The organism is Chitinimonas prasina (assembly GCF_030160395.1).
GTDB classification, from domain to species: domain Bacteria; phylum Pseudomonadota; class Gammaproteobacteria; order Burkholderiales; family Chitinimonadaceae; genus Chitinimonas; species Chitinimonas prasina.
On sequence record NZ_BSOG01000002.1, the window covers coordinates 887,609 to 907,347 of the forward strand.

The 19,739-nt window shown below is 61.0% G+C and carries 15 protein-coding genes; 3 read left to right on the top strand and 12 right to left on the bottom strand.

Annotated features, from left to right (window positions below; translation table 11 throughout):
• Positions 1-181: 181 nt before the first annotated feature.
• Together QQK16_RS11170 and speB are read right to left on the bottom strand one after the other, a co-directional pair.
• Complete coding sequence (locus tag QQK16_RS11170) at positions 182-3,595, bottom strand: TonB-dependent receptor (RefSeq protein WP_284196541.1); 3,414 nt, start codon at positions 3,593-3,595, stop codon at positions 182-184.
• 424 nt (positions 3,596-4,019) lie between these two features.
• Positions 4,020-4,985 carry an agmatinase gene (speB, locus tag QQK16_RS11175; protein WP_284196542.1) on the bottom strand — a complete coding sequence of 322 codons (966 nt, stop codon included), beginning with the start codon at positions 4,983-4,985 and terminating at the stop codon, positions 4,020-4,022.
• A gap of 305 nt (positions 4,986-5,290) precedes the next feature.
• Between speB and QQK16_RS11180 the strand changes: the two genes are divergently transcribed.
• Positions 5,291-7,165 carry a tetratricopeptide repeat-containing diguanylate cyclase gene (locus QQK16_RS11180; RefSeq protein WP_284196543.1) on the top strand — a complete coding sequence of 625 codons (1,875 nt, stop codon included), beginning with the start codon at positions 5,291-5,293 and terminating at the stop codon, positions 7,163-7,165.
• A 61-nt stretch (positions 7,166-7,226) separates the two neighbouring features.
• Here QQK16_RS11180 and QQK16_RS11185 read toward each other — a convergent pair whose 3' ends face one another.
• From QQK16_RS11185 to QQK16_RS11195, 3 genes are read right to left on the bottom strand one after another with little or no spacing between them, the layout of a single operon-like run.
• Entirely contained in the window at positions 7,227-7,736 is a 510-nt protein-coding gene (locus tag QQK16_RS11185) for a DUF6265 family protein (RefSeq protein WP_284196544.1), read from the bottom strand.
• A gap of 16 nt (positions 7,737-7,752) precedes the next feature.
• Positions 7,753-8,214 carry a YybH family protein gene (locus QQK16_RS11190; protein WP_284196545.1) on the bottom strand — a complete coding sequence of 154 codons (462 nt, stop codon included), beginning with the start codon at positions 8,212-8,214 and terminating at the stop codon, positions 7,753-7,755.
• Between the two features lie 34 nt (positions 8,215-8,248).
• On the bottom strand, positions 8,249-8,722 hold the full coding sequence (locus QQK16_RS11195) for a VOC family protein (RefSeq protein WP_284196546.1): 474 nt from the start codon (positions 8,720-8,722) through the stop codon (positions 8,249-8,251).
• A gap of 145 nt (positions 8,723-8,867) precedes the next feature.
• Between QQK16_RS11195 and QQK16_RS11200 the strand changes: the two genes are divergently transcribed.
• Both QQK16_RS11200 and QQK16_RS11205 read left to right on the top strand, forming a co-directional pair.
• Entirely contained in the window at positions 8,868-10,157 is a 1,290-nt protein-coding gene (locus tag QQK16_RS11200) for an NAD(P)/FAD-dependent oxidoreductase (protein WP_284196547.1), read from the top strand.
• Positions 10,158-10,301: 144 nt separating this feature from the next.
• Complete coding sequence (locus tag QQK16_RS11205) at positions 10,302-10,793, top strand: hypothetical protein (protein ID WP_284196548.1); 492 nt, start codon at positions 10,302-10,304, stop codon at positions 10,791-10,793.
• Positions 10,794-10,921: 128 nt separating this feature from the next.
• Here the strand turns inward: QQK16_RS11205 and QQK16_RS11210 are convergent, their stop codons facing one another.
• The 7 genes from QQK16_RS11210 to kdpB form a co-directional block, all read right to left on the bottom strand.
• The gene (locus QQK16_RS11210) at positions 10,922-11,521 is read right to left on the bottom strand and encodes a GNAT family N-acetyltransferase (RefSeq protein ID WP_284196549.1); all 600 of its coding nucleotides are present in this window, start codon (positions 11,519-11,521) and stop codon (positions 10,922-10,924) included.
• A gap of 10 nt (positions 11,522-11,531) precedes the next feature.
• On the bottom strand, positions 11,532-12,494 hold the full coding sequence (locus tag QQK16_RS11215) for an amino acid kinase family protein (RefSeq protein ID WP_284196550.1): 963 nt from the start codon (positions 12,492-12,494) through the stop codon (positions 11,532-11,534).
• Positions 12,491-12,949 carry a PTS sugar transporter subunit IIA gene (locus QQK16_RS11220; protein WP_284196551.1) on the bottom strand — a complete coding sequence of 153 codons (459 nt, stop codon included), beginning with the start codon at positions 12,947-12,949 and terminating at the stop codon, positions 12,491-12,493. Before QQK16_RS11220 ends, QQK16_RS11215 begins: the two co-directional genes overlap by 4 nt.
• Before the next feature lie 277 nt (positions 12,950-13,226).
• Entirely contained in the window at positions 13,227-13,964 is a 738-nt protein-coding gene (kdpE, locus tag QQK16_RS11225; RefSeq protein ID WP_284196552.1) for a two-component system response regulator KdpE, read from the bottom strand.
• A 7-nt stretch (positions 13,965-13,971) separates the two neighbouring features.
• Positions 13,972-16,674: a DUF4118 domain-containing protein gene (locus QQK16_RS11230; RefSeq protein ID WP_284196553.1), complete on the bottom strand. Its 2,703-nt coding sequence runs from the start codon at positions 16,672-16,674 to the stop codon at positions 13,972-13,974.
• A gap of 256 nt (positions 16,675-16,930) precedes the next feature.
• Positions 16,931-17,512: a potassium-transporting ATPase subunit KdpC gene (gene kdpC, locus QQK16_RS11235; RefSeq protein ID WP_308447013.1), complete on the bottom strand. Its 582-nt coding sequence runs from the start codon at positions 17,510-17,512 to the stop codon at positions 16,931-16,933.
• A gap of 105 nt (positions 17,513-17,617) precedes the next feature.
• Entirely contained in the window at positions 17,618-19,738 is a 2,121-nt protein-coding gene (kdpB, locus tag QQK16_RS11240) for a potassium-transporting ATPase subunit KdpB (RefSeq protein ID WP_439954234.1), read from the bottom strand.
• Between the last annotated feature and the right edge of the window lies 1 nt (position 19,739).

The following is a 19,739-nucleotide window of genomic DNA, read 5'->3' on the forward strand; positions in this document are numbered from 1 at the left end:
ATACCAAGGGCAGCGCAGCGCGCTGCGGGTGCCTAAGGGGACATACGGCAGGTTTGCCTTGCTCACGGCCTTACAGGCCCGAAGCGTGAAACAAAACCAGGCCGGACGGAAGCCCCCATAAATGGAACAAGCGCCACAGACCTTACGGTCTGCGGCGCCAGCTTGGACTTTGCTGCGACGATTAGAACTCGTAGCGCAGCGTGCCCTGTACCGCCCACTGCGACTCACCCTTGGATTGGCGAGTTACCAGGTTCTCCACATCGTCCATGGCGTACACGTAGCGACCTTGTGCGTCCATACCGACATAGTTGACGAAGCTGCGCGCCTGTCCGCCATTGGTCTGGAAACCCACTTCATCAATACGACCCCAACGCTTGTTCAGCATATTGGCGACGTTGAGGAAGTCCAGCGTCAACGAAGCCTTGTGGTGCTTGCTGAAGGCAAACAGCTCCTGCTTGATGCGCAGGTCAAAGCTGTTGACGAAGGGCGAGAAGCTGCCATTGCGACGGGTGGCCTTGCCGGCCGAATTACGCAGCTCCTGGTGTTGGTTCACCACATTCCAGAAGCGCTCTTCATTGGTGTGGCTGGTGGCCGTATCACCAAGGAATACCACCTCACCCGAGCCAGGGCGCGACGGGATATACATCAAGTCATTACCGGCCAGGCCATCACCGTTCAAGTCGTTCTTGAAGGTCCAGCTGTAGGGCTTGCCCTTGCGGCCTTCGTAGAACAGGCCAACGCTGGTCTTGAGGCCGCCAAACAGGCTGCGCTCCCAGCTCAGCGTGGCATTGACACGGTCACGGGTCAGGTAGGCCGAATTGGCGGCCACTTCTTCATTAGGATTGAAGATGGAGCGGCCGGCAAAGTTCGAGCCCGAGGTGGACGAATTCAGCGGGCTCACTTCCGTGGCCGAAGTACGGGTGAAGGCCAGCGACCAACCCAGGCCACCGCGTGCCGGCTGGCTCAGCGACAGCGTGGTCGCGTTGCCGCTACCCTTGCTGGTGCTGCTGGCCATCAACACATTGTTGAACTTCTCATTGCTCAGCGCCTTGGCACGCAGGCCATTGCAGCCCGTCGCCGAGGTGTTGCTGCTACCGTCATCACGCCAGCAGTTGGGGTTGTAGCCCTGGGCGTTGTAGTACAACTCACGGCCATCCTTACCGGTGGCGGTAGGCGCACCCAGGTTCAGGTTGCGGTAGTAGATGCCAGTACGGGTGTTGGTATAGACCCACTCAGCCCCCAGTACCAGACCACCCCATGGCAATTCATGGTCGAATGCCAAGTTGGCTTTCCACACCGAAGGCTGGGTCAGGCCGTCTTCGATCAGATCCACATTGACTGCCGGCACCGCGCCGGTAAAGTTGGTGCGCTGATTGTTGGGGTCAGCGCTGAACACGCCGCCCGAGGTTGGGCAGGCAGCAAAGCCGGAGATACCGCAACCGACAATCTGGGTTGCCATACCGCTATTGGCATAGGGGTTGCCCATCCATACATTGGCAGCAGCGCCTTGGAACAGGCCAAAACCGCCACGCAACTGAGTAGGGCGGGCGTTGTCGAGCTTCAGGTTGAAGCCGACGCGCGGCTGCACCAGTACTTCACCGTCCATGGTGTAGGTGTTGTCCACACCGAAACCGCCGGTTTGGCGCACATTGCCAGCCACATTGCCTGCCACCATGGGCTTGGCCACATTGGGGTTAGCCAGCGGTGTATCCGGCAAACCCTGCCGGTCAAGACGCAGGCCGTAGACCAAGCTCAGGTTGCGGTCTATCTTCCAGGTATCCTGGGCAAATAGGCCGGTGTTCTGCACGGTGAACTTGGCCGCGCCATCAGCACGGGTACGGCCAGCCAACGGGGCCTGCACCTGATAAGAGCTTGGGCGGCCAATGCGGTAGTTCTCCAGCACAGCGGCAGCAACTCGCTCAGCCGAATCGCGCGAGCAATTGACTGCGCCCAAGCTATAGGTATAGGTGGCGCTGCTGTTCACACAGGAGAAAGTGTAATCACCATTCACGTTCTGCAGGAAGGCATTGAAGATGTCGTTATCGGTGTAGTCCATACCGAACTTGACTTCATGCTCACCCAACTGCCAGTTGGCACCGACATAGGTATCCAGGGTCTTGGTACGCAGTTCGTTGAACTGGCGGCTGCGCTCAGTACCAAAGTTGAGCGAGCGGGTACCACCCGCTACGCCATCAGGCGAACCGGCAGGTAAGGCACCAGCGTAATCAAGCTTGATAGCGGGCAGTTCGCTGTTCTTGATGGGCACGCTGTCATAGTCGCGCTGCGACAGCTTGAATTCGGTAGAGAAATCCGGCGTCCACTTGGCGAACCATTGGCCCACCGTGGTCTCAATAACCTTCTCCTGGGTATACCAGTGCGAGGACAGCGAAAGCGAGCGGGTGCCGAAGTTGTTGTAGAACGGTTCGCTCTGCTCGGTCTTGGTGTAACGGAAGCTGGCACGATGGTCGTCGTTGATATTCCAGTCCAGCTTCAGCAGGCTGTCCTTGACCTTCAGCTTGGTATCGGTGGGGGCTTCCCAGCCGCCGATCTCCATACCGTACTGGCTGCGGCTCAGTTCCTGCACTGCATTGATGGTGGCGGGGGAGATGCCGACGTTGGTCAGGCTGCTACCCAGCGGGCCGAAGTCGGGCGAGGAACGGCTGCTTTCCATCTCTTCGTAGTTGGCGAAGAAGAACAGCTTGTCCTTGATGATGGGGCCACCCAAGGTAAAGCCGGTCGTGGTTTCATCAAAGCCAGGCGCCTTGGTATAGGTGTCATTGCTGCGGTTGTAACGATCGCCCGCGCCATTCTCATCGCGGTACACATAATAGGCACTGCCGTGGAACTCGTTGGTGCCCGACTTGGTCACTGCATTGATGTTGGCGCCGGTGTAGCCGGTCTGCGACACATCGTAGTTGGAGATATTGACCTGCACCGACTGGATGGCATCGATCGAGATCGGCTGCTTGGCCGTCGGCATATTGTTGGCTTCAAGGCCAAAGGTGTCGTTGATGGTCACGCCATCAATGGTCACCGAGTTGTAGCGGCTGTTCTGGCCACCGGCCGAGATCTCACCGCGCTCCTTGTCGGACTGCGACAGGCGTGGGTCGGCCCGGGCATAGTCTTGCAGGTTACGCTGGATGGAGGCTTGTGCTTCCAGATCGCGGCGGCTGATATTGGTGGTCGCGCCCATGGAGGACGAGCTGAACTTGCTGGAGCGGCTACGACCGGTCACCTTGATTTCTTCGGCGCCCGATTTGCCCAGGGTAACGCTGTGGTTGAAGGTTTCAGCCAGGGGCAGCACGATATCGTCCGCCTTCTCGCTGGCGCCGTCCTTGCTGATGACGATGGTGTAGGGGCCGCCCACACGCAAACCACGCGCCACATAGCGGCCATCAGCGCCGGAGGTGGCCGTCGCAGTGGAGCCGGACTCCATGTGCTTAATTACCACCTGTGCGCCGGCAACCGGCTTGCCATCGGCACCGGTCACCAGGCCGGTCACCGAGGAAGAGGTATTCTGCGCCAATGCCGGCGCTACCAACGCGGCAACTGCCAGACTGACGGCGGTACGCGAGAAATTGTTGAAAGGAAACATGTTCTAGCCCTGGTTTAAAAAATAGCAGCCGCACTCACACGAAAGTTTCGTGTAAGCTGATTGCGGCGAGACCCCGGCATTCTCGTTACCATTTGTTACAAAATCACTTCATTTCCGCATAAGCTTATCGCCCGAAGCGAAGCGCACTTACCCGCGTCGCATGAAAACACGCCGCTATTTTTTGAAAACCTATTTTGTTTCAACCATTTGAATTAAAGCGTTCACTCTAAAACAGCCAATTCGTTGCAAAAATGCGCCACTCGTAGAATGTTGCAAAAAACACGCAGATTACAAACCAGAATTTTGTTTTGAATACAGAGGCTTGGAGTCAAGCCCTTCTGTCAACACCCGCCTAGTCAAGCCGTAGCGCAACAAAAAAGGGCAGCCCAAGGCCGCCCTCTTGTCACTTCGTCCGCTCCAATCTTTAGAAGCGCCCCTTGAGCTTCTGATTGCGCAGCACGCAAAGCAGATCAGCTGCAATATGGGCTGCCGCCAATGCTGTGATTTCGCTCTGGTCAAACGGCGGCGAGACCTCCACCACATCCATGCCTATCAGCTTCACCGGCTCCATGCCACGGATGATGTGCAAAGCCTGGGCACTGCTGAGGCCTGCCGGCACTGGGGTGCCGGTGCCTGGTGCAAAGGCGGGGTCCAGGCAGTCGATATCAAAGGTCAGATAGGTCGGATTGTCGCCCACGATCTCAATGATACGGTCCAGAGTAGCCTGCGCACCGTTGGCATGCACCCAGGGCGCATCCAGCACGTTCATGCCCATGAAGTCATCGTTCCAGGTCCGTATACCCACCTGCACCGAACGCTTGGGGTCAATCAGGCCGTCCTTGATTGCCTTGTAGAACATGGTGCCGTGGTTCAAGCTGTCCGGGCTGTCGTCCGCCCAGGTATCGCAATGGGCATCGAAGTGGATCAGGCTCAAGGGTTTGCCAAACTTCTCGGCATGGGCCTTCAGCAAGGGGTAGGTTATGTAGTGATCGCCCCCAAAGGTCAGCATCTTGGCGCCGCTGGCCAAGATGGTACGGGCATGCTCGACAATGCTGGGCGTGATGGTGAGCGGGTTATGGGCATCAAACCAGCAATCGCCGTAGTCAATCACGGCCAAGTCGTCGAACGGGTCAAAACCCCATGGGAAAGGCTTGAGCTCAGCCAGTTGCACGCTGGCGGCACGCACAGCCGCCGGTCCAAGCCTGGCGCCGGGGCGGAAGGTCACCGCCAGATCCAGCGGCACACCGCTGATCACCACATCCGCACCGGTCAGATCGCGGGTGTATTTGCGGCGCATGAAGCTGAGTACGCCAGCATAGGTATTCTCGATACTGGAACCATAAAGGCCATCGCGACGGATAGCCCCATCGCCGTAGATCGGTTGGGTCATGCTACATCTCTCCGATAAGGGTATTGCCGGTCCTGTGCATAGGGAAGCGGACACTGGCAGCACCCATGCGCCGGGCGAGTGCTTGGCACTTTGCCGACGACTCCCATCCATCTTTCAACAGCCGACGCGTGAAGGCTGCGCAGGCCGGCCAGGCCCGCAGGCGAAGCTTAAAGGCTATGCCCCGAAAGCTCAATTTCCCTGATTGTCATCGGCACGCATACCGCGCTGGCAAGGCAAGCCGATTCGCACCAGCAAGCCGGCAACGAGTGTCATATGGTTAGTGTGTGCCCCTTCACCCTGCAACCATGCCCTATCGACGCAGCCTACACTGCCTGGACTACATCCTTGCCGGCCTGCTTGCCCTTGCCAGCCTTGGGGTGCAAGGCGGTGTGGATTGGGCCGCCATGGAACAACGGGCGGCCGACGATCCCATCAAGGTACGCGAGGAAACGCTTAAGCTGAGCCGCGAATTGCAGGCCAATGGCGACAAGCAAGAGGAACTGGCAGCGCTGCGCCTGCTGGCCATCACCTCGGCCCAAATGGAGCACTATAAGGATCTGGATGTCGTCCTGGCACGTGGCCTGATGCTCGCACGTGAGCTGAACCAAGCCGGCAGTGAGTCCACCCTGTTGTCGCTACGTGGGCGCTTACTGGCACAAAGCGGCAAACAAGCTGAGGCCATGAGGGATCTCGACGCTGCCATCAGCTTGGCCGAACGCAACAAGCTGCAACGCGAACTGGCTTCTGCCCTGCAGGAAAAGGCCCGGTTGCTGCAAGGTGAAAGTCGGTTCAACGAGGTATTGCCGCTGCTATTTCGGGCCCACACCCTGTTCGATAGCCTCAAGCTGACAGCAGACGTCAGCGGCGTACTCAACGACATTGGCAATGCCTACAGCACGCTGGGGGATGAGGGACAGGCGGTGGACTATTACCGCCGTAGCTTGGTAGGCCTGAACCCGGCGCAGGATCGCCACGCCTTGTCGGTACGGCAATACAACATCGGCGTCAGCCTGTTGCGCCTGGAGCGGTGGCAGGAAGCTGGCGATACCTTGCGCGAAGCGCTGGCTCACTCCGAAGCGCTGAACGATGCGACCGGCGTAGCCTATGCCCGCTTCAGGTTGGGTGCCATCGACTTGAAGCAAGGGCGAACTGAAGCCGCGTTGCAGCAGCTTGACCTCGCCTTGCAGGAATTCCGCCGCACCCACCTTCAAGACATGCTGTTTGGTACGCAGTTGGCGCGAGCAGAAGCACTGAGCGGGCGTGATGTCCGTGCCGCCATGGCGGCGATGGCCGAGGCCGAGTCTATCTTCAAGCAGAACCCCACCGCCCCCCGCAAGTTGATGCTGCACAAAACCAGCAGCCTGGTCTATAAGCAGCAAAGCCGCTACCGGGAGGCACTGGCCGAGCTGGAAGCCTGGATACAGGCGAACAAGGCCAATGACGAACAGTTCAACCGCAAGCTGACCACCGAGATGCAGGCGCGGTTTGACAGCGAGCGCAAGGAAGCCGACAACGCTCTGCTGAAATCCGAACGCCGCCGCCAGGCCGCCGAACTGGAAGCCGGCAAAAGCCGCCGCCTGCTACTGCTGCTGGGATTACTGTGCAGCGTCATCGCCATCGCCGCGCTAGCCTTTGTACTGCTGCGGCAGGTCAGGCAGAAGCAGCGCTATGCGGCCCTCGCCATGCATGATGAGCTGACAGGCGCCCCTAATCGCCGGCACATCCTGGCGTATGGCCAGCGACAATTGCAGGCTTGCCGCGAAGAAGGCCTGCGATTCTCACTGGCAGTGATTGATCTGGACCATTTCAAATCCATCAATGACCGCTACGGCCACGAAGTCGGTGACACCGTACTGCGGCGCTTCGCCCGGGTCTGCCAGCCCACGCTACGGCGAGGCGACAGGCTGGGCCGGGTTGGCGGCGAAGAATGGCTGCTGATCATGCCCGCCACCCATAGCAGCGAAGTCCCCCTGGTGTTCGAGCGCATGCGACAACACCTTCAAGCGCAACATGAAGACCTGCCTGCCGAGCTGATCATAGCCTTCAGCATGGGCGCAGCCGAGGCCCAGCCTGGCGAAAGTTTCGAGCGCCTGATGCGGCGCGCAGATGCCGCCATGTATCGGGCCAAGCAGCAGGGGCGCGACCAACTGGTTATCGCCCGGCCCGGCGAGACAAGCTAGAAACGATAGAGCGGCAGCACGCCGCCCGGCAGTAGAGGCAGATGGGTGAAAGCCAGGCGGCTCAAGACGCTGATGGCGCCTCACAGTTCGTACGGGTCATGGGAAAATCCCGCGACTTTTCCTGCCCCTTGATCTGGCCCTCTATCCTGGCCAGCAAACTGCCATCGGGCTGCAGGCGGTACAGGATGCGCTGCGGAAAATCATGCGCCTGATTCTCGAACACCAGCGACCGCCCCTCCGCCCTCAGCAACTTGAACGTAGTCTCCGCCTGGCTGGAGGGCTTGGCGGTATAAGCCAACTGCCCATCCACCACATGGATGCGCAGGTACTCAAACTCCCGCGTCTGGCCCTGGACCACAATGCGAGATACACCCAGCAGCATGCCGCCAGCGGGTTGTGACCAGATTTCGACCGAACCCGGCTCGCGCTGGCTATGCTGCCAACACCCACTGAGCCAAGCCAGACCGTCCACGGCGCTGGCCGCAGCGACAGGCACCTGTTTGGCATCCGCCGCCCAGTTCAGCAATGGCAGCACCAGCAGGCAGCCACCCAGCAATGACAACGGTCTCATGGTGATTACCTTAATCTCAAGGTTTCGCACAATCGCATGCTGGGTTGCCCTTATCGAACACCACCTTCCAGACCCCTGGCGCCTCTTGCCGCCAGACTGAATTGAAGGTCGCCACGATCTTGCCAGCAGGGTCGCGCACCGGCCCACTGCTATGTGCCAGTGTGCCTGAGGCCAGCACCTCTACCGATTGGGGTTCCCAGGAAAACGGCGCGGCCGCGCCCTCAAAGAAACCCTTCCAGCCCGCAGCCACCTGTGCCTTGCCGTGCAGCACCTTGCCGCCCCCGAAAAAAACGGCTTCGTCCGACAGGAAACCGGTGAAAGCCGCGTGATCGCGATCTGCCATGGATTTGGCAAAAGCCCGTTCGGCATCAGCCACCTGCGCTTGCAGGGCTTTGGGGTCCAATTCAGCGGCAGTAGCGGTCATACTCAAGGTCAGGCTCATGGCGGCAATCAACAAGGACGGTAATCGTTTGGGCAAGATAGGGCGCTCCGGACATCGTGATGCTGGTGGCTCAAGGGTTCTCGGTCGACCAGGTTTTCATGCGTTCCTGCAGCTCGGCCTCGGTCAGGTCTTCCAGATGGGTGGCGATATGCCAGCTATGCCCAAATGGATCGGACACACTACCCACCCTGTCGCCATAGAACTGGTCGGCCACCGGCCTGTCCAGCCTACCGCCGGCAGCCACTGCCTGCGCCACCACGGCATCCACATCCTCCACATAGAACATCAATGTACTGGTGCGGCCCTTGAGGGTATGCGGGCTGATGGCGCCCCAGGCAGGGAATTCATCCGACAGCATCACCCTGGAATTGCCCAACTGTATCTCGGCATGCGCAATCTTGCCGGCCTCGTCCGGCATGGTCAGGACCACTGTTGCACCAAAGGCACGCTGGTAGAAATCCAACGCTGCATGGCCATCATGGACGGTGATGTAGGGCGTGATGCTGTAATAGCCATCAGGGATGGCGCTTGTGGCCTTGCTCATGGAGACCTCCGGGTTTGTGCTTGTGCAAACAGTGTAGATAAGCGCAATCCGTTTTGCCGACCGTGCAATATCCGCATCGGCTTGTAAAGCATATTCAACAGTGCTAGCTTGCTGCCAGTACGCCGACCACGCCCGGAAACCCGCCATGCTGAAGTACGATCGCCAGCCTCATATCGACTCCTACTACGTCGCCAGCACGCCCGACATCCCCAGCTACCCCGCCCTGGACGGCAGCACGCAGTGCGATATCTGCGTGGTTGGCGGTGGCCTGGCAGGGCTGTCCAGCGCCTTGAACCTGGCCGAACGTGGCTATAGCGTGGTACTGCTGGAGGGCTCCCGCCTCAGCCATGGCGCATCGGGCCGCAATGGCGGCCAGGTCATCAACGGCTATGCCTGCGATATGGATACCCTCAGCCGTGCCGCCGGCGAGACTGCAGCCAAGGCCATGTGGGACATGTCGCTGGAAGCCATAGACATCATTGAGGAGCGCATACAGCGCCATCAGATCGATTGCGACTGGGAGCGCGGCCACACCCTGGCCGCCGTCAAACCCGCCAAGTTCGACGAACTGGTGCAATGGCAGGCCGAGGCCGAACGTCGCTTCGGCTACCGCCACTACACGCTGTGGGACAAAGCCGAGCTGCGCCAGCATCTGGATAGCCCACGCTATTGCGGTGGACTGTACGACGCCCTGGGGGGCCATATCCATCCGCTCAAATACGCGCTGGGGCTAGCCCGTGCAGCGCACACCGCCGGTGCCCGCCTGTACGAGAACACACCGGTTACCCGTATCGAGCAAGGCGCCCAAACCAAGGTCCACACCGCCAGCGGCGTGGTGAGCTGCAAGCAGCTGATTCTGGCGGCCAATGTCTCCGTGGGCGATCTGGTGCCCCCCTTGGGCAACAAGATCATGCCAGTGGGCACCTATGTCATCACCACCGAGCCACTGGGGGAAGCCCGTGCGCAATCCTTGATCAACCCGAACTTTGCCGTGGCCGACACTCAGTTTGTACTGGATTACTACCGCCTCACCCGCGACCATAGACTGCTGTTTGGCGGCAAGGTCAGCTACTCCGGCCTGCCCCCACCCAATTTGGCCAGCGCCATGCGCAGCGACATGCTGCGGGTATTCCCCCAGCTTGCCGATGTCCGGATAGACCATGCCTGGGGTGGCTTTGTTGATATCACCATGAGTCGCGCGCCGCACTGGGGCAGGCTGTCTCCCAATGTCTATTTCTGCCAGGGTTTCTCCGGCCACGGCGTTGCCGTGACCGGCCTAGCCGGCCGGCTGATCGCCGAGGCCATTGCCGGCCAGAATGAGCGACTGGACCTGTTCAGCCAGATCAACCACCACCCCTTCCCAGGCGGCAAACTGTTGCGCATGCCCAGCCTGGTGCTGGGCATGGCCTGGTACAGACTGCGAGATTACTTCTAACCCCAAGTAGACCGACGCGGCTGTTTTTGCAACGTCGGCGATGGACTACTAACCACAGCTTTGCATCGAGCAAGAACGCAGCTGATAATCTCGCGCAGCCAACCTACCCCAGAGTCCTACTCGCCCTTACCAGACAGGAAGCCAGTGAAACGTTCCACCCTCCTTCCCCTGATTGCCTGGATACTGCTAGGTAACATTGTGTTGGCGAACGTGCCGCCGACTGCGACACCGACCCATACCGACCCACAAACAATTGTGAGCCAGACCAAGGCCTACGCCGAATTGTCGGTGGCGGAAAAAAAGGCGCTGCACGCCAATTATGAATCCATCAAACCTGGTGACGAGCCCCCATACCCACTCTATGGCATGAAAGACATCAATGCTCGGGTACAGTTGCTCTCTATCCAGGAGGACGAACTGGGCCAGAGTAAGGATGGTCAGATAATCGCCACGGTGCAGGTCGACAGCAAAGGTATGCCTCTCGCCGTCAGCATCTATAAAGCCCCCGACATACCTGTCAGCAACTTTGTGGTAGGTCTGTTGATGAAAACCCGCTTCAAGCCGGCCAAATGTTCAGGCAAGCCCTGCCAGATGGATTTCTACTATGAAACTCAGTTGCCCAAGACAAGCAAGTAAGCGTTTCAGCTAGACCGCCTCATCTGCAGGCAAGCTCCAAGATGTGGCGGACATGGCACAGCCTAAACCATTTCCGACCCAGGCAGCAGACTGCTGCGCATGACCTGGTACAGGCTGTGTGACTATTTCTAGCCGTGACGCGTGCCGCTCGTGCAAGCCACGGCATGAACCATCCCTGGCTGTTGGCCTGCTTGCACCGTGTGAATCGCCGGAGCAATAGACTTGCGTAGGACCAGGCTCTGATAGCTGCGTCCGGTAAAGCGCAGTGACTCGGCCAGGATGTAGCCTTTGCGCAGGTAATAGGTCAACAGGTGGCGCGCCTGCTGCGGCGTATCCAGTGCTAGGGCATGGCAGCCCTGGCACTGTGCCCATCGCTCTGCCATGCGCAGCAAGGCATCCCCCACGCCGCGGCGTTGCCAGTCTGGCTCCACCGCAAACTGGTGTACGCTGGCCACACCGGGCTCCCGGTAGGCATCGGCATCACTGCGAGGTAAAGTCCCATAGACCGTCAGTGTGCCAACCAGTTGGCCATTCACTTCCGCCACAAAGCCTTGCCCACTCGCCAGGCGTGCTTCGGTAGCGGCTGGCTGTTGCCGGGCGCTGGCACAATCCAGGCCCATACGCGCCATCGGTGCAAAAGCACGGTGCAAGAGCGCCGTCAGCGCCTCGGCAGAGTCCTTGCCCTGCCAAGGCCGCAGCAAGACCGGGTGCATCCAGGGTCTGTCCATGCCCTGCACCTCAGAAACGCACAACACGCTTGCGCTCAACCTGGAAATCCGGCCGTAGCAAGCTGTCGCAATCGTGAAAGTACCGCGAGCTGTCCGCCAACAGGCTGGCGCCGCTGCGGTGGCATAGGGCCATACCACAGCCCTCCTCCGTCAACAGCTGGCCAAGCAGGGTATGCGGTACACCCGCCTCCACCAGATGTACGGTACTCACACCATGGCTCAGCGCATCCAGGGCAGCACGCACCGTAGTCGCACCAAGTGCCTCTGAGTGCTCGCCCAACCAGACCTCCAATTGGGCACGGCTGTTCAAGCCATCATGGCTATCCACCGCATGCAGCACGTCGCCGTTCACCATCAGTACCAGTGTGTTGGCCTTCAAGCGCTGGGCCAGCAGGCTGCCGATTTGTTCCGGCACCAATAACTGATCGTTGCCATCCGCGTCGGGCGCCATCGGCATGATCACAGGCAGCAAGCCATTGGCCTGCATGATCTGCAGCAGGCTGGCATCCAGCGTGGCAACTTCTGCGGCCCGGCCAGCCGCTGCGGGCGGGGCGGCGCGCAGCAACTGACCATCCTGCCCGGCAAGGCCAATTGCTCTCGGACCGTGCTGATTGATCAGCCGCACCAGTTCCAGATTGATTTCAGCCAAGGCCGTCCTCGTCACCTGGGTCGCCACCCGCTCGACCAGGCTGGCGCCCCCTGCCGCATGGAAGGAAGGGGCGCCACCATGTATCAGTACGGCCTGCGCCCCCATCATGGCAAGCAGGCTGATGTCCTGGGCAAAGGTCTGCCGTATGGCGGGGTCGTAGCTGGCCGTACCAGCAAAGACCACTACCACCGTCTGCTGTTGCAAGGCCTGGACAAAGGGCAGCGATCCCGCCAGCAGATCAGCATTGAGGCCTTGCAGATAGGTCTGGGCGTTTGCCTTGGCGGGTGTCGCCATACCGGTGAAATGACGGACATTGGGAGTCATGATGCTTGGCTTTCGAGCAGAATACGACGCACATCGAAGGGAGTGGCAGCAGCGCGCAGCAAGGCGCGGAATGATCGCTCGCAGAATAGCCGGGCCGCATCGGCGAGAATTTGCAGGTGATCCTGGCTGGCATGCTGGGGAACCAGCAAGAGGATGAGCTCGCCGACCGGCTTGCCGTCTGGCGCATCAAAGGCTATGGGCAGTTCGGGGCGGATGAACACCGCCAGCGGGGCGGAAAGATCGGACAAGCGGGCGTGGGGTATGGCCACCCCCTGCCCCAATGCGGTCGAACCCATGCGCTCCCGCGCTTCCAGGCTACCGATGATGGGCTTGGCTGCCAGGCCATAACGCCGCTGCAGGTGCCGCGCCACATACTCAAACAACTGGTGCCTGTTCTGCACCTTTGCATCAAGCAGGATGTCCTCTACAGGACACATTCGGGCCAAGGTATTCATGGTTATTCCCTACGTCCGGCCGGGGCTTGCAAACCCGCGCCCTGAGGCCACAGCGGGGCGATACCGGATGAGAGAAGTGCGTGGATTGCGCTTGTGCTTGCGAGCGTTGCCACATCCTGTATCGCCAGGAAAGTTTATGTGGCCGGACGTAAAGAAGGCATATAGAGCGGTGCCACGCAGCTAAAGATTGCATAAAGTGGGTTTGATCCGACTGCCCGATGGCGCACCCACGGCGAGCGCGCCACAGTGCGCCAAACACGCTAGGGAGCAGCTGCGGCTAAGCTGCTTGAGAGCGTGAGGTATCGTGGGCACCCGTGCCTTCATGCCCCACTCCCACCAGCCTGTACCCCACCCCCAGCTCAGTCACAAAATGCCTGGGCTGGCTGGGGTCCGCTTCCAGTTTCTGCCTTAGATTGCCCATATAGACGCGCAGATAATGATCGCGCCCACTGGCATTCGGCCCCCAAACCGCCATCAGGAGCTGGTGATGGGTCATGACCCGGCCATGGCTTTTGATCAGGGCCGATAGCAAACGGTATTCGATAGGTGTCAGGTGGACTGCCGTGCCACCACGGCTGACTTCGCGGCCTGCCAAGTCCACGCTGATCTCGCCAAAGCACACCACGGCGCTACTGGGCTGGATACTGGCGCTGTTACGGCGCAGTTGCGCCCGTACGCGGGCCAGCAGTTCCGGCACGCCAAAAGGTTTTACCAGGTAGTCGTCGGCACCGGCGTCCAGCGCCGCCACTTTTTCTTCTTCGCGGTCGCGTGCCGACAACACGATGACCGGCGCTTGCGTCCAGTTGCGCAGCTCGCGTATCAGTTCGCGGCCGTCACGGTCCGGCAGGCCAAGATCCACGATAAACAACTCGGGTTGGCGGCTGGCCGCCTCGATCAGCGCCCTGGCCACGGTCTCTGCCTCAAACACCGTAAAACCTTCGGTTTCCAGCGCGGTACGGACAAAGCGCCGGATATGGGGATCATCTTCGACAATCAGCAAGCGTTGCGCACTCATGGGCAGCTCAATGTGAGGCCAGCTCGGCCTCCGCCATCGACGGCGGCGTGCCCAGCGGCAAGGTGAAAACAAAACGGGCACCGCCTTCCGAGCGGTTCTCAGCATGGATGCGGCCGCCATGTGCCTCGATGATGGCGCGGCAAATGGCCAGGCCCAGCCCCACACCAGGCAGTGCTGATTCATTGTCGCCACGCTCGAACTTGCCGAACAAGCGCTCCTCGCGCCCATCTGGCAGGCCTGGGCCATTGTCTTCCACCACCACCCGCAACAGATCGCCACGGTGCTGCGCCCGTATGCAGATTTCACTGCCGGCAGGGGTGTACTTGGCGGCATTATCCAGCAAGTTCACCAGCACCCGCTCCAGCAATACCGGGTCGAACTCGCACAGCGGCAAATCAGGCGCCAACTGGCTCACTACCCTGTGTCCTGCCAGCACCGCGTCCAACTGGCGCCGTGCCGAACCCAGCACTTCTTCCAGCGAGTGCCAATCCCGCCGCAGCTCTACCGCTCCCGATTGCAAACGCGCCATGTCCAGCAGCTTGCCTACCAGTTCGGCCATGCCCCTGGCCTTGTCGCCCACCGCCAGCGTCAGCTCCTGTCGGCTGGCCTCGCTCAATCCCTCGCGCCCCAGGGTATCGGCCAGCCCCACCAATGCCGTCAGGGGGGTGCGTAAATCATGCGAGACGGCGGTCAGTAGCCCATTGCGCAGGCGCTCACCTTCCATGCTGACCAGCGCATCCTGCGCCACTTCCACGAAATGTACCCGCTCCAGTGCCAATGCCACCTGGGCGGCACAGGCTTCCAACAGGCGCCTGTCCTCGGGTTCGTCCAGCAGCGTGGGGTCGGTCGCCTGCAGCGCCAGCACGCCGCGCGTGCGCATGGGTGCCTTGAGCGGCAGGTAGTGCGTCGGGCTGGCTGGCAGGGTTTGGGTACCCTGCCCCGCAGCCTGCTGATGGTCATACACCCATTGGGCAATCTCGCTATCGGCCTGCAAGCCCTCTCGCTCGCCAAGCGTATGCGCCCCTACCGTCGTGGAGCGCACCCGCTCGTGTGAATCCGGCAGCAGCACTGCACAGCGGGCATGGAAAACCCCTTGCAACCGTTCCAGTGCCGTGCCCACGATCTGCTCTGTCGTCAACGCACCCGATAGCTCACGCGCCAGCCCGGCCAGTTCGTCCGCCCTTCGCTCGCGCTGACGTGCCACATCGGCCTCGAAGCGCAGCTTGGCAGCCAGTTGGCCGATGACCAGGGCCACCCCCAGCATCAAGGCAAAGGTCAGTACATACTGAGTATCACTCACCGCAAAGGTAAAACGCGGCGGCACGAAGAAAAAATCAAAGCTCAGCACTGCCGCCAGCGCCGCCCAGGCACCCGGCCCACGCCCATACCGCAGCGCGGCGCCCACCACAGCCAGCAGGAACACCATCACCACATTGGCCAGGTCAAAAACCGACAGCAGCGGCGTGGCCAGCAGCGTGGTCACCGCCACATAGGCAGTTGCCCAGGCATAGCCGCGCCAGTCTGGTCGCGCAGGCCTGCCGCGCGCGTCCCGCTCGCCCAGCGCGCTGGTGTCATCCACCCCCACCAGGTAAAGATCCAGCTCCACCGCCTGTTCGGCCAACTGGTCGGCCAGACCGGGCAGTAGCTTGCGGCGCCAGCCGGCCTTCAGCCTATGGCCTATCACCAGCTTGCTGGCATTACGGCTGCGGGCATAGGCGGCCAGGGTTCTGGCTGCATCGGAACCCGCCAATGTCGCCGTCTCGGCCCCCAGCTCTTCGGCCAATTTCAATGTTTCCAATACCCGCGCCCGTCGCTCTGCCGGTAGCCGTTGCAGGGATGGTGTCTCCACATACACCGCAATCCAGTCGGCCTGCAGCTTGGCTGCCAGCCGGGCCGCCGCCCGTACCAGCTTCTCGCCGCTGCTACCCATGCCCACGCACACCACCAGGCGCTCCTTGGCCTGCCAGACATTGGCAATGGCCCTATCGGCGCGATAGGCCCGCATCTGCGCATCCACCCGGTCGGCAGTGCGGCGCAAGGCCAGCTCGCGCAGGGCAATCAGATTGCCCTTGCGAAAGAAGTTGCGCGCTGCGCGTTCGGCTGCATCCGCCAGGTACACCTTGCCGGCCGCCAGCCTCGCCAGCAGCTCATCTGGCGGCAGGTCTACCAAGGTCACTTCGTCCGCCACATCAAAAACCTGGTCGGGCACCGTCTCGCGTACCCGCACCCCGGTAATCGATCCCACCACGTCGTTCAGGCTGTCCAGATGCTGCACATTGAGTGCGGTGTAGACATCAATCCCGGCAGCCAGCAACTCCTCCACATCCTGCCAGCGCTTGGCATGGCGGCTACCTTCCACATTGCTGTGGGCTAACTCGTCCACCACGATCAAGCGAGGCTTGCTGGCCAGTGCCGCATCAAGGTCAAATTCGGCCAGCAATTTGTCGCGGTATTGCATCTTGCGCGAGGGCAGCATGGGCAAGCCCTCCAGCAGCGCCCCTGTCTCAGCCCTGCCGTGGGTTTCGACTATGCCTATCAATACATCCACGCCCTCGTTCAGCTTTTGCCGGGCCGCCTGCAACATGGCGTAGGTCTTGCCTACGCCAGCACAGGCGCCAAAGAATATCTTCAGCTTGCCCCGCGCAGCGGCCATCGCCTCTGCCTGCAAGGCTTCCAGCAAACGGTCTGGATCAGGTCTTTGTTCGGTCATGGTTCGATGCCTGTCATCAGGCCATTATGCGGTGGCGCCAGTCAGGCTGGCGAGAATGCAGGCGAGGTGCACAGCGCCAAGCGCCTGTTCAGGCTCTTATCGCCGTACACCTCGTATGCACAACAAGCATGGCACAGGCAGCTGCCACCGGTCTTTCGAAAGGAGATCGGGCAATGAGCCCGCGTTGGCAACAGCCTGCCAGGCTTGCCTTCAGCCGTGTTTCAAGCTGCGAAACACGGCTGCACAAGCCTTGGGCTCAAACCCTGCCCTGCGCGTTCAACGCCATGTTCAGTTTCAGCACATTCACCGTGCGATCGCCAAAAATACGCCAGCTGGGGTACTCGGTATGGGCATCCACCAGCCGCTGTACGTCCTCCGGCTTCAAGCCACGTGCCTTCGCTACCCTGCCTATCTGGTAGTACGCTGCGGCAGGCGAGATATGCGGATCCAGCCCCGACGCCGAACTGGTGACCAGATCGGCAGGTACCGGGCCGGCCTGATCAGGATGGGCGACACGCATCGCCTCTATCCGCGCCTTCACCGCTTCGGCCAAGGCCGGATGCTGCGGGCCATAGTTGGAACCGCTGGAGGCAGCGGCATTGTTCGGTACTGGCCCCGTGGCCGATGGCCGCCCCCAGAAATAGCCTGGGCCGCTAAAGCTTTGGCCTATGAGGCTGCTGCCCACTACCTGGCCCTGCCGCTGTATCAAGCTGCCATTGGCCTCATCCGGAAACACCACCTGCGCCACACCGGTAATCGCGGCCGGGTAAAGCACACCGGTAATGACACTCAGCACCACAAACAGCGTCAAGGCTGGACGTATCAGGTTCTTCATCATGTTTACTCCTTGCGGGCCGGTGCCATGGGCGATGCCCTGCACCGGCCTGTTGTCTTAAGACTGTTCACGATCTCTTCGCCGGGGTGAAAAGTCGTGATCAGGCGCTTAAGCCAGGCCCAAACCGCCCAGCACCATATCGATCAGCTTGATGCCCACAAACGGCACCAGCAGGCCACCCAGGCCATACACCAGCAGGTTGCGGCGCAGCAGCGCACCGGCAGCCATCGCGCGGTAGGCCACACCCTTCAGTGCCAGCGGTATGAGGAAGACAATGATCAAGGCGTTGAAAATTACCGCCGAGAGTATGGCCGAGGCAGGGCTGTTCAGACCCATCACGTTCAGTGCTGCCAGTTGCGGATAGGTCACCGCGAACGCTGCGGGGATGATGGCGAAATACTTGGCCACATCATTGGCCACCGAGAAGGTGGTCAAGGCACCGCGCGTCATCAGCATCTGCTTGCCGGTCTCGACTATCTCGATCAGCTTGGTCGGATTGCTGTCCAGGTCGACCATATTGCCGGCCTCCTTGGCAGCCTGGGTGCCGCTGTTCATGGCGACCGCCACATCGGCCTGGGCCAGCGCCGGGGCGTCGTTGGTACCGTCGCCCGTCATGGCAACCAGCCGGCCTTCAGCCTGGTAGTCGCGTATCAGCTTAAGCTTGTCCTCTGGTCTTGCCTCTGCCAGAAAATCATCCACACCGGCCTCGGCCGCGATGGCAGCTGCGGTCAGGCGGTTGTCGCCAGTGATCATCACCGTCTTGATGCCCATCTGGCGCAGCTCAGCAAAGCGCTCCTTGATACCGCCCTTGACGATATCCTTGAGCTCCACCACCCCCATCACCAGATTGCCGTCGGCAACCACCAGCGGCGTACCACCACGGCGTGCCACCTGCTCAACCAGTTCGACCACCGCCTGAGGCCACTGACCGCCCTGGGCCAATACATGCACCCTGACTGCCTCGGCCGCACCTTTACGTACCTGGCGGGCACCGATATCCACCCCGCTCATGCGGGTCTGCGCCGTAAAGTGGACAAACTGGGCGTCGTGCAACTCGCGGCCACGCAGTGCAAAGCGGGTCTTGGCCAGCACCACGATGGAGCGTCCCTCGGGCGTCTCATCGGCCAGCGAAGCCAGTTGGGCCACGTCCGCCAATTCACCATCGCTCACGCCCGGCGCTGGTAGAAAGGCACTGGCTTGGCGATTGCCGAGCGTAATGGTGCCGGTCTTGTCCAGCAGCAGCACATCCACGTCACCAGCGGCTTCTACGGCACGGCCTGATGTGGCTATCACGTTGGCCTGCATCATCCGGCTCATGCCCGCCACACCAATCGCGCTCAGCAAGCCGCCTATGGTGGTCGGGATCAGGCAGACCAGCAGCGCCACCAGCACCGTCACGCTCACCGGGCTGCCGGCACCTGCCGCATTAACGCTATACATCGAGAACGGCAACAGGGTTGCCGTCGCCAGCAGGAACACCAGGGTCAGGGCCACCAGCAGTATGGTCAGGGCAATCTCGTTAGGTGTCTTCTTGCGCTTGGCGCCTTCCACCATGGCAATCATGCGGTCCAGGAAGGCCTCGCCCGGATTGGCCGTCACACGGGCGATCAGCCAGTCGCTCAGGACCCGCGTACCGCCGGTGATGGCCGAAAAATCGCCCCCCGACTCACGAATCACCGGGGCAGATTCGCCCGTGATGGCCGACTCATCCACCGACGCCACGCCTTCCAGCACCTCGGCATCGGCCGGTACGGTATCACCGGCTTCCACCAGCACGATGTCGCCCCGACGTAGGCTGGCCGAATCCAGCACCGTTACCTTGCCATCACGGCTGGCCTCCGACAGCTTCTTGGCGACGACATTCCGGCGGCTACCCCGCAGGGCCGCAGCCTGGGCCTTGCCACGGCCTTCTGCCAATGCCTCGGCAAAGTTGGCAAACAGCACGGTAAACCACAGCCAGGCAGCAATCCCCAGGATAAACCCTGCGCCCGCCTCACCCTCGCCCCCCAGGGCGTGGATACCCAGCACCGTAGTCAGCACGCTGCCTACCCACACCACAAACATCACGGGGTTGCGAAACTGCGCCTGTGGCGACAGCTTTCTGAACGACTCCACCACGGCTGGCTTGAGCAGCACAGGGTCCAGCAAACGCCAGGATTGATCCATCGGCTTGTTTTCCTGCAAGTCCACACCCTTGGCTGGCGTGGCTGTCTTTAGTCTGTCATTCATC

What these genes read in the sequence shown, in the direction of transcription:
- QQK16_RS11230 (WP_284196553.1), bottom strand. Translation starts at nt 16,674, where the DNA reads ATGACCGAACAAAGACCTGATCCAGACCGTTTGCTGGAAGCCTTGCAG.
- QQK16_RS11180 (WP_284196543.1), top strand. Translation starts at nt 5,291, where the DNA reads ATGCCCTATCGACGCAGCCTACACTGCCTGGACTACATCCTTGCCGGC.
- QQK16_RS11210 (WP_284196549.1), bottom strand. Translation starts at nt 11,521, where the DNA reads ATGGACAGACCCTGGATGCACCCGGTCTTGCTGCGGCCTTGGCAGGGC.
- speB (WP_284196542.1), bottom strand. Translation starts at nt 4,985, where the DNA reads ATGACCCAACCGATCTACGGCGATGGGGCTATCCGTCGCGATGGCCTT.
- kdpC (WP_308447013.1), bottom strand. Translation starts at nt 17,512, where the DNA reads ATGATGAAGAACCTGATACGTCCAGCCTTGACGCTGTTTGTGGTGCTG.
- QQK16_RS11200 (WP_284196547.1), top strand. Translation starts at nt 8,868, where the DNA reads ATGCTGAAGTACGATCGCCAGCCTCATATCGACTCCTACTACGTCGCC.
- kdpE (WP_284196552.1), bottom strand. Translation starts at nt 13,964, where the DNA reads ATGAGTGCGCAACGCTTGCTGATTGTCGAAGATGATCCCCATATCCGG.
- QQK16_RS11220 (WP_284196551.1), bottom strand. Translation starts at nt 12,949, where the DNA reads ATGAATACCTTGGCCCGAATGTGTCCTGTAGAGGACATCCTGCTTGAT.
- QQK16_RS11170 (WP_284196541.1), bottom strand. Translation starts at nt 3,595, where the DNA reads ATGTTTCCTTTCAACAATTTCTCGCGTACCGCCGTCAGTCTGGCAGTT.
- QQK16_RS11185 (WP_284196544.1), bottom strand. Translation starts at nt 7,736, where the DNA reads ATGAGACCGTTGTCATTGCTGGGTGGCTGCCTGCTGGTGCTGCCATTG.
- QQK16_RS11195 (WP_284196546.1), bottom strand. Translation starts at nt 8,722, where the DNA reads ATGAGCAAGGCCACAAGCGCCATCCCTGATGGCTATTACAGCATCACG.
- kdpB (WP_439954234.1), bottom strand. Translation starts at nt 19,738, where the DNA reads ATGAATGACAGACTAAAGACAGCCACGCCAGCCAAGGGTGTGGACTTG.
- QQK16_RS11215 (WP_284196550.1), bottom strand. Translation starts at nt 12,494, where the DNA reads ATGACTCCCAATGTCCGTCATTTCACCGGTATGGCGACACCCGCCAAG.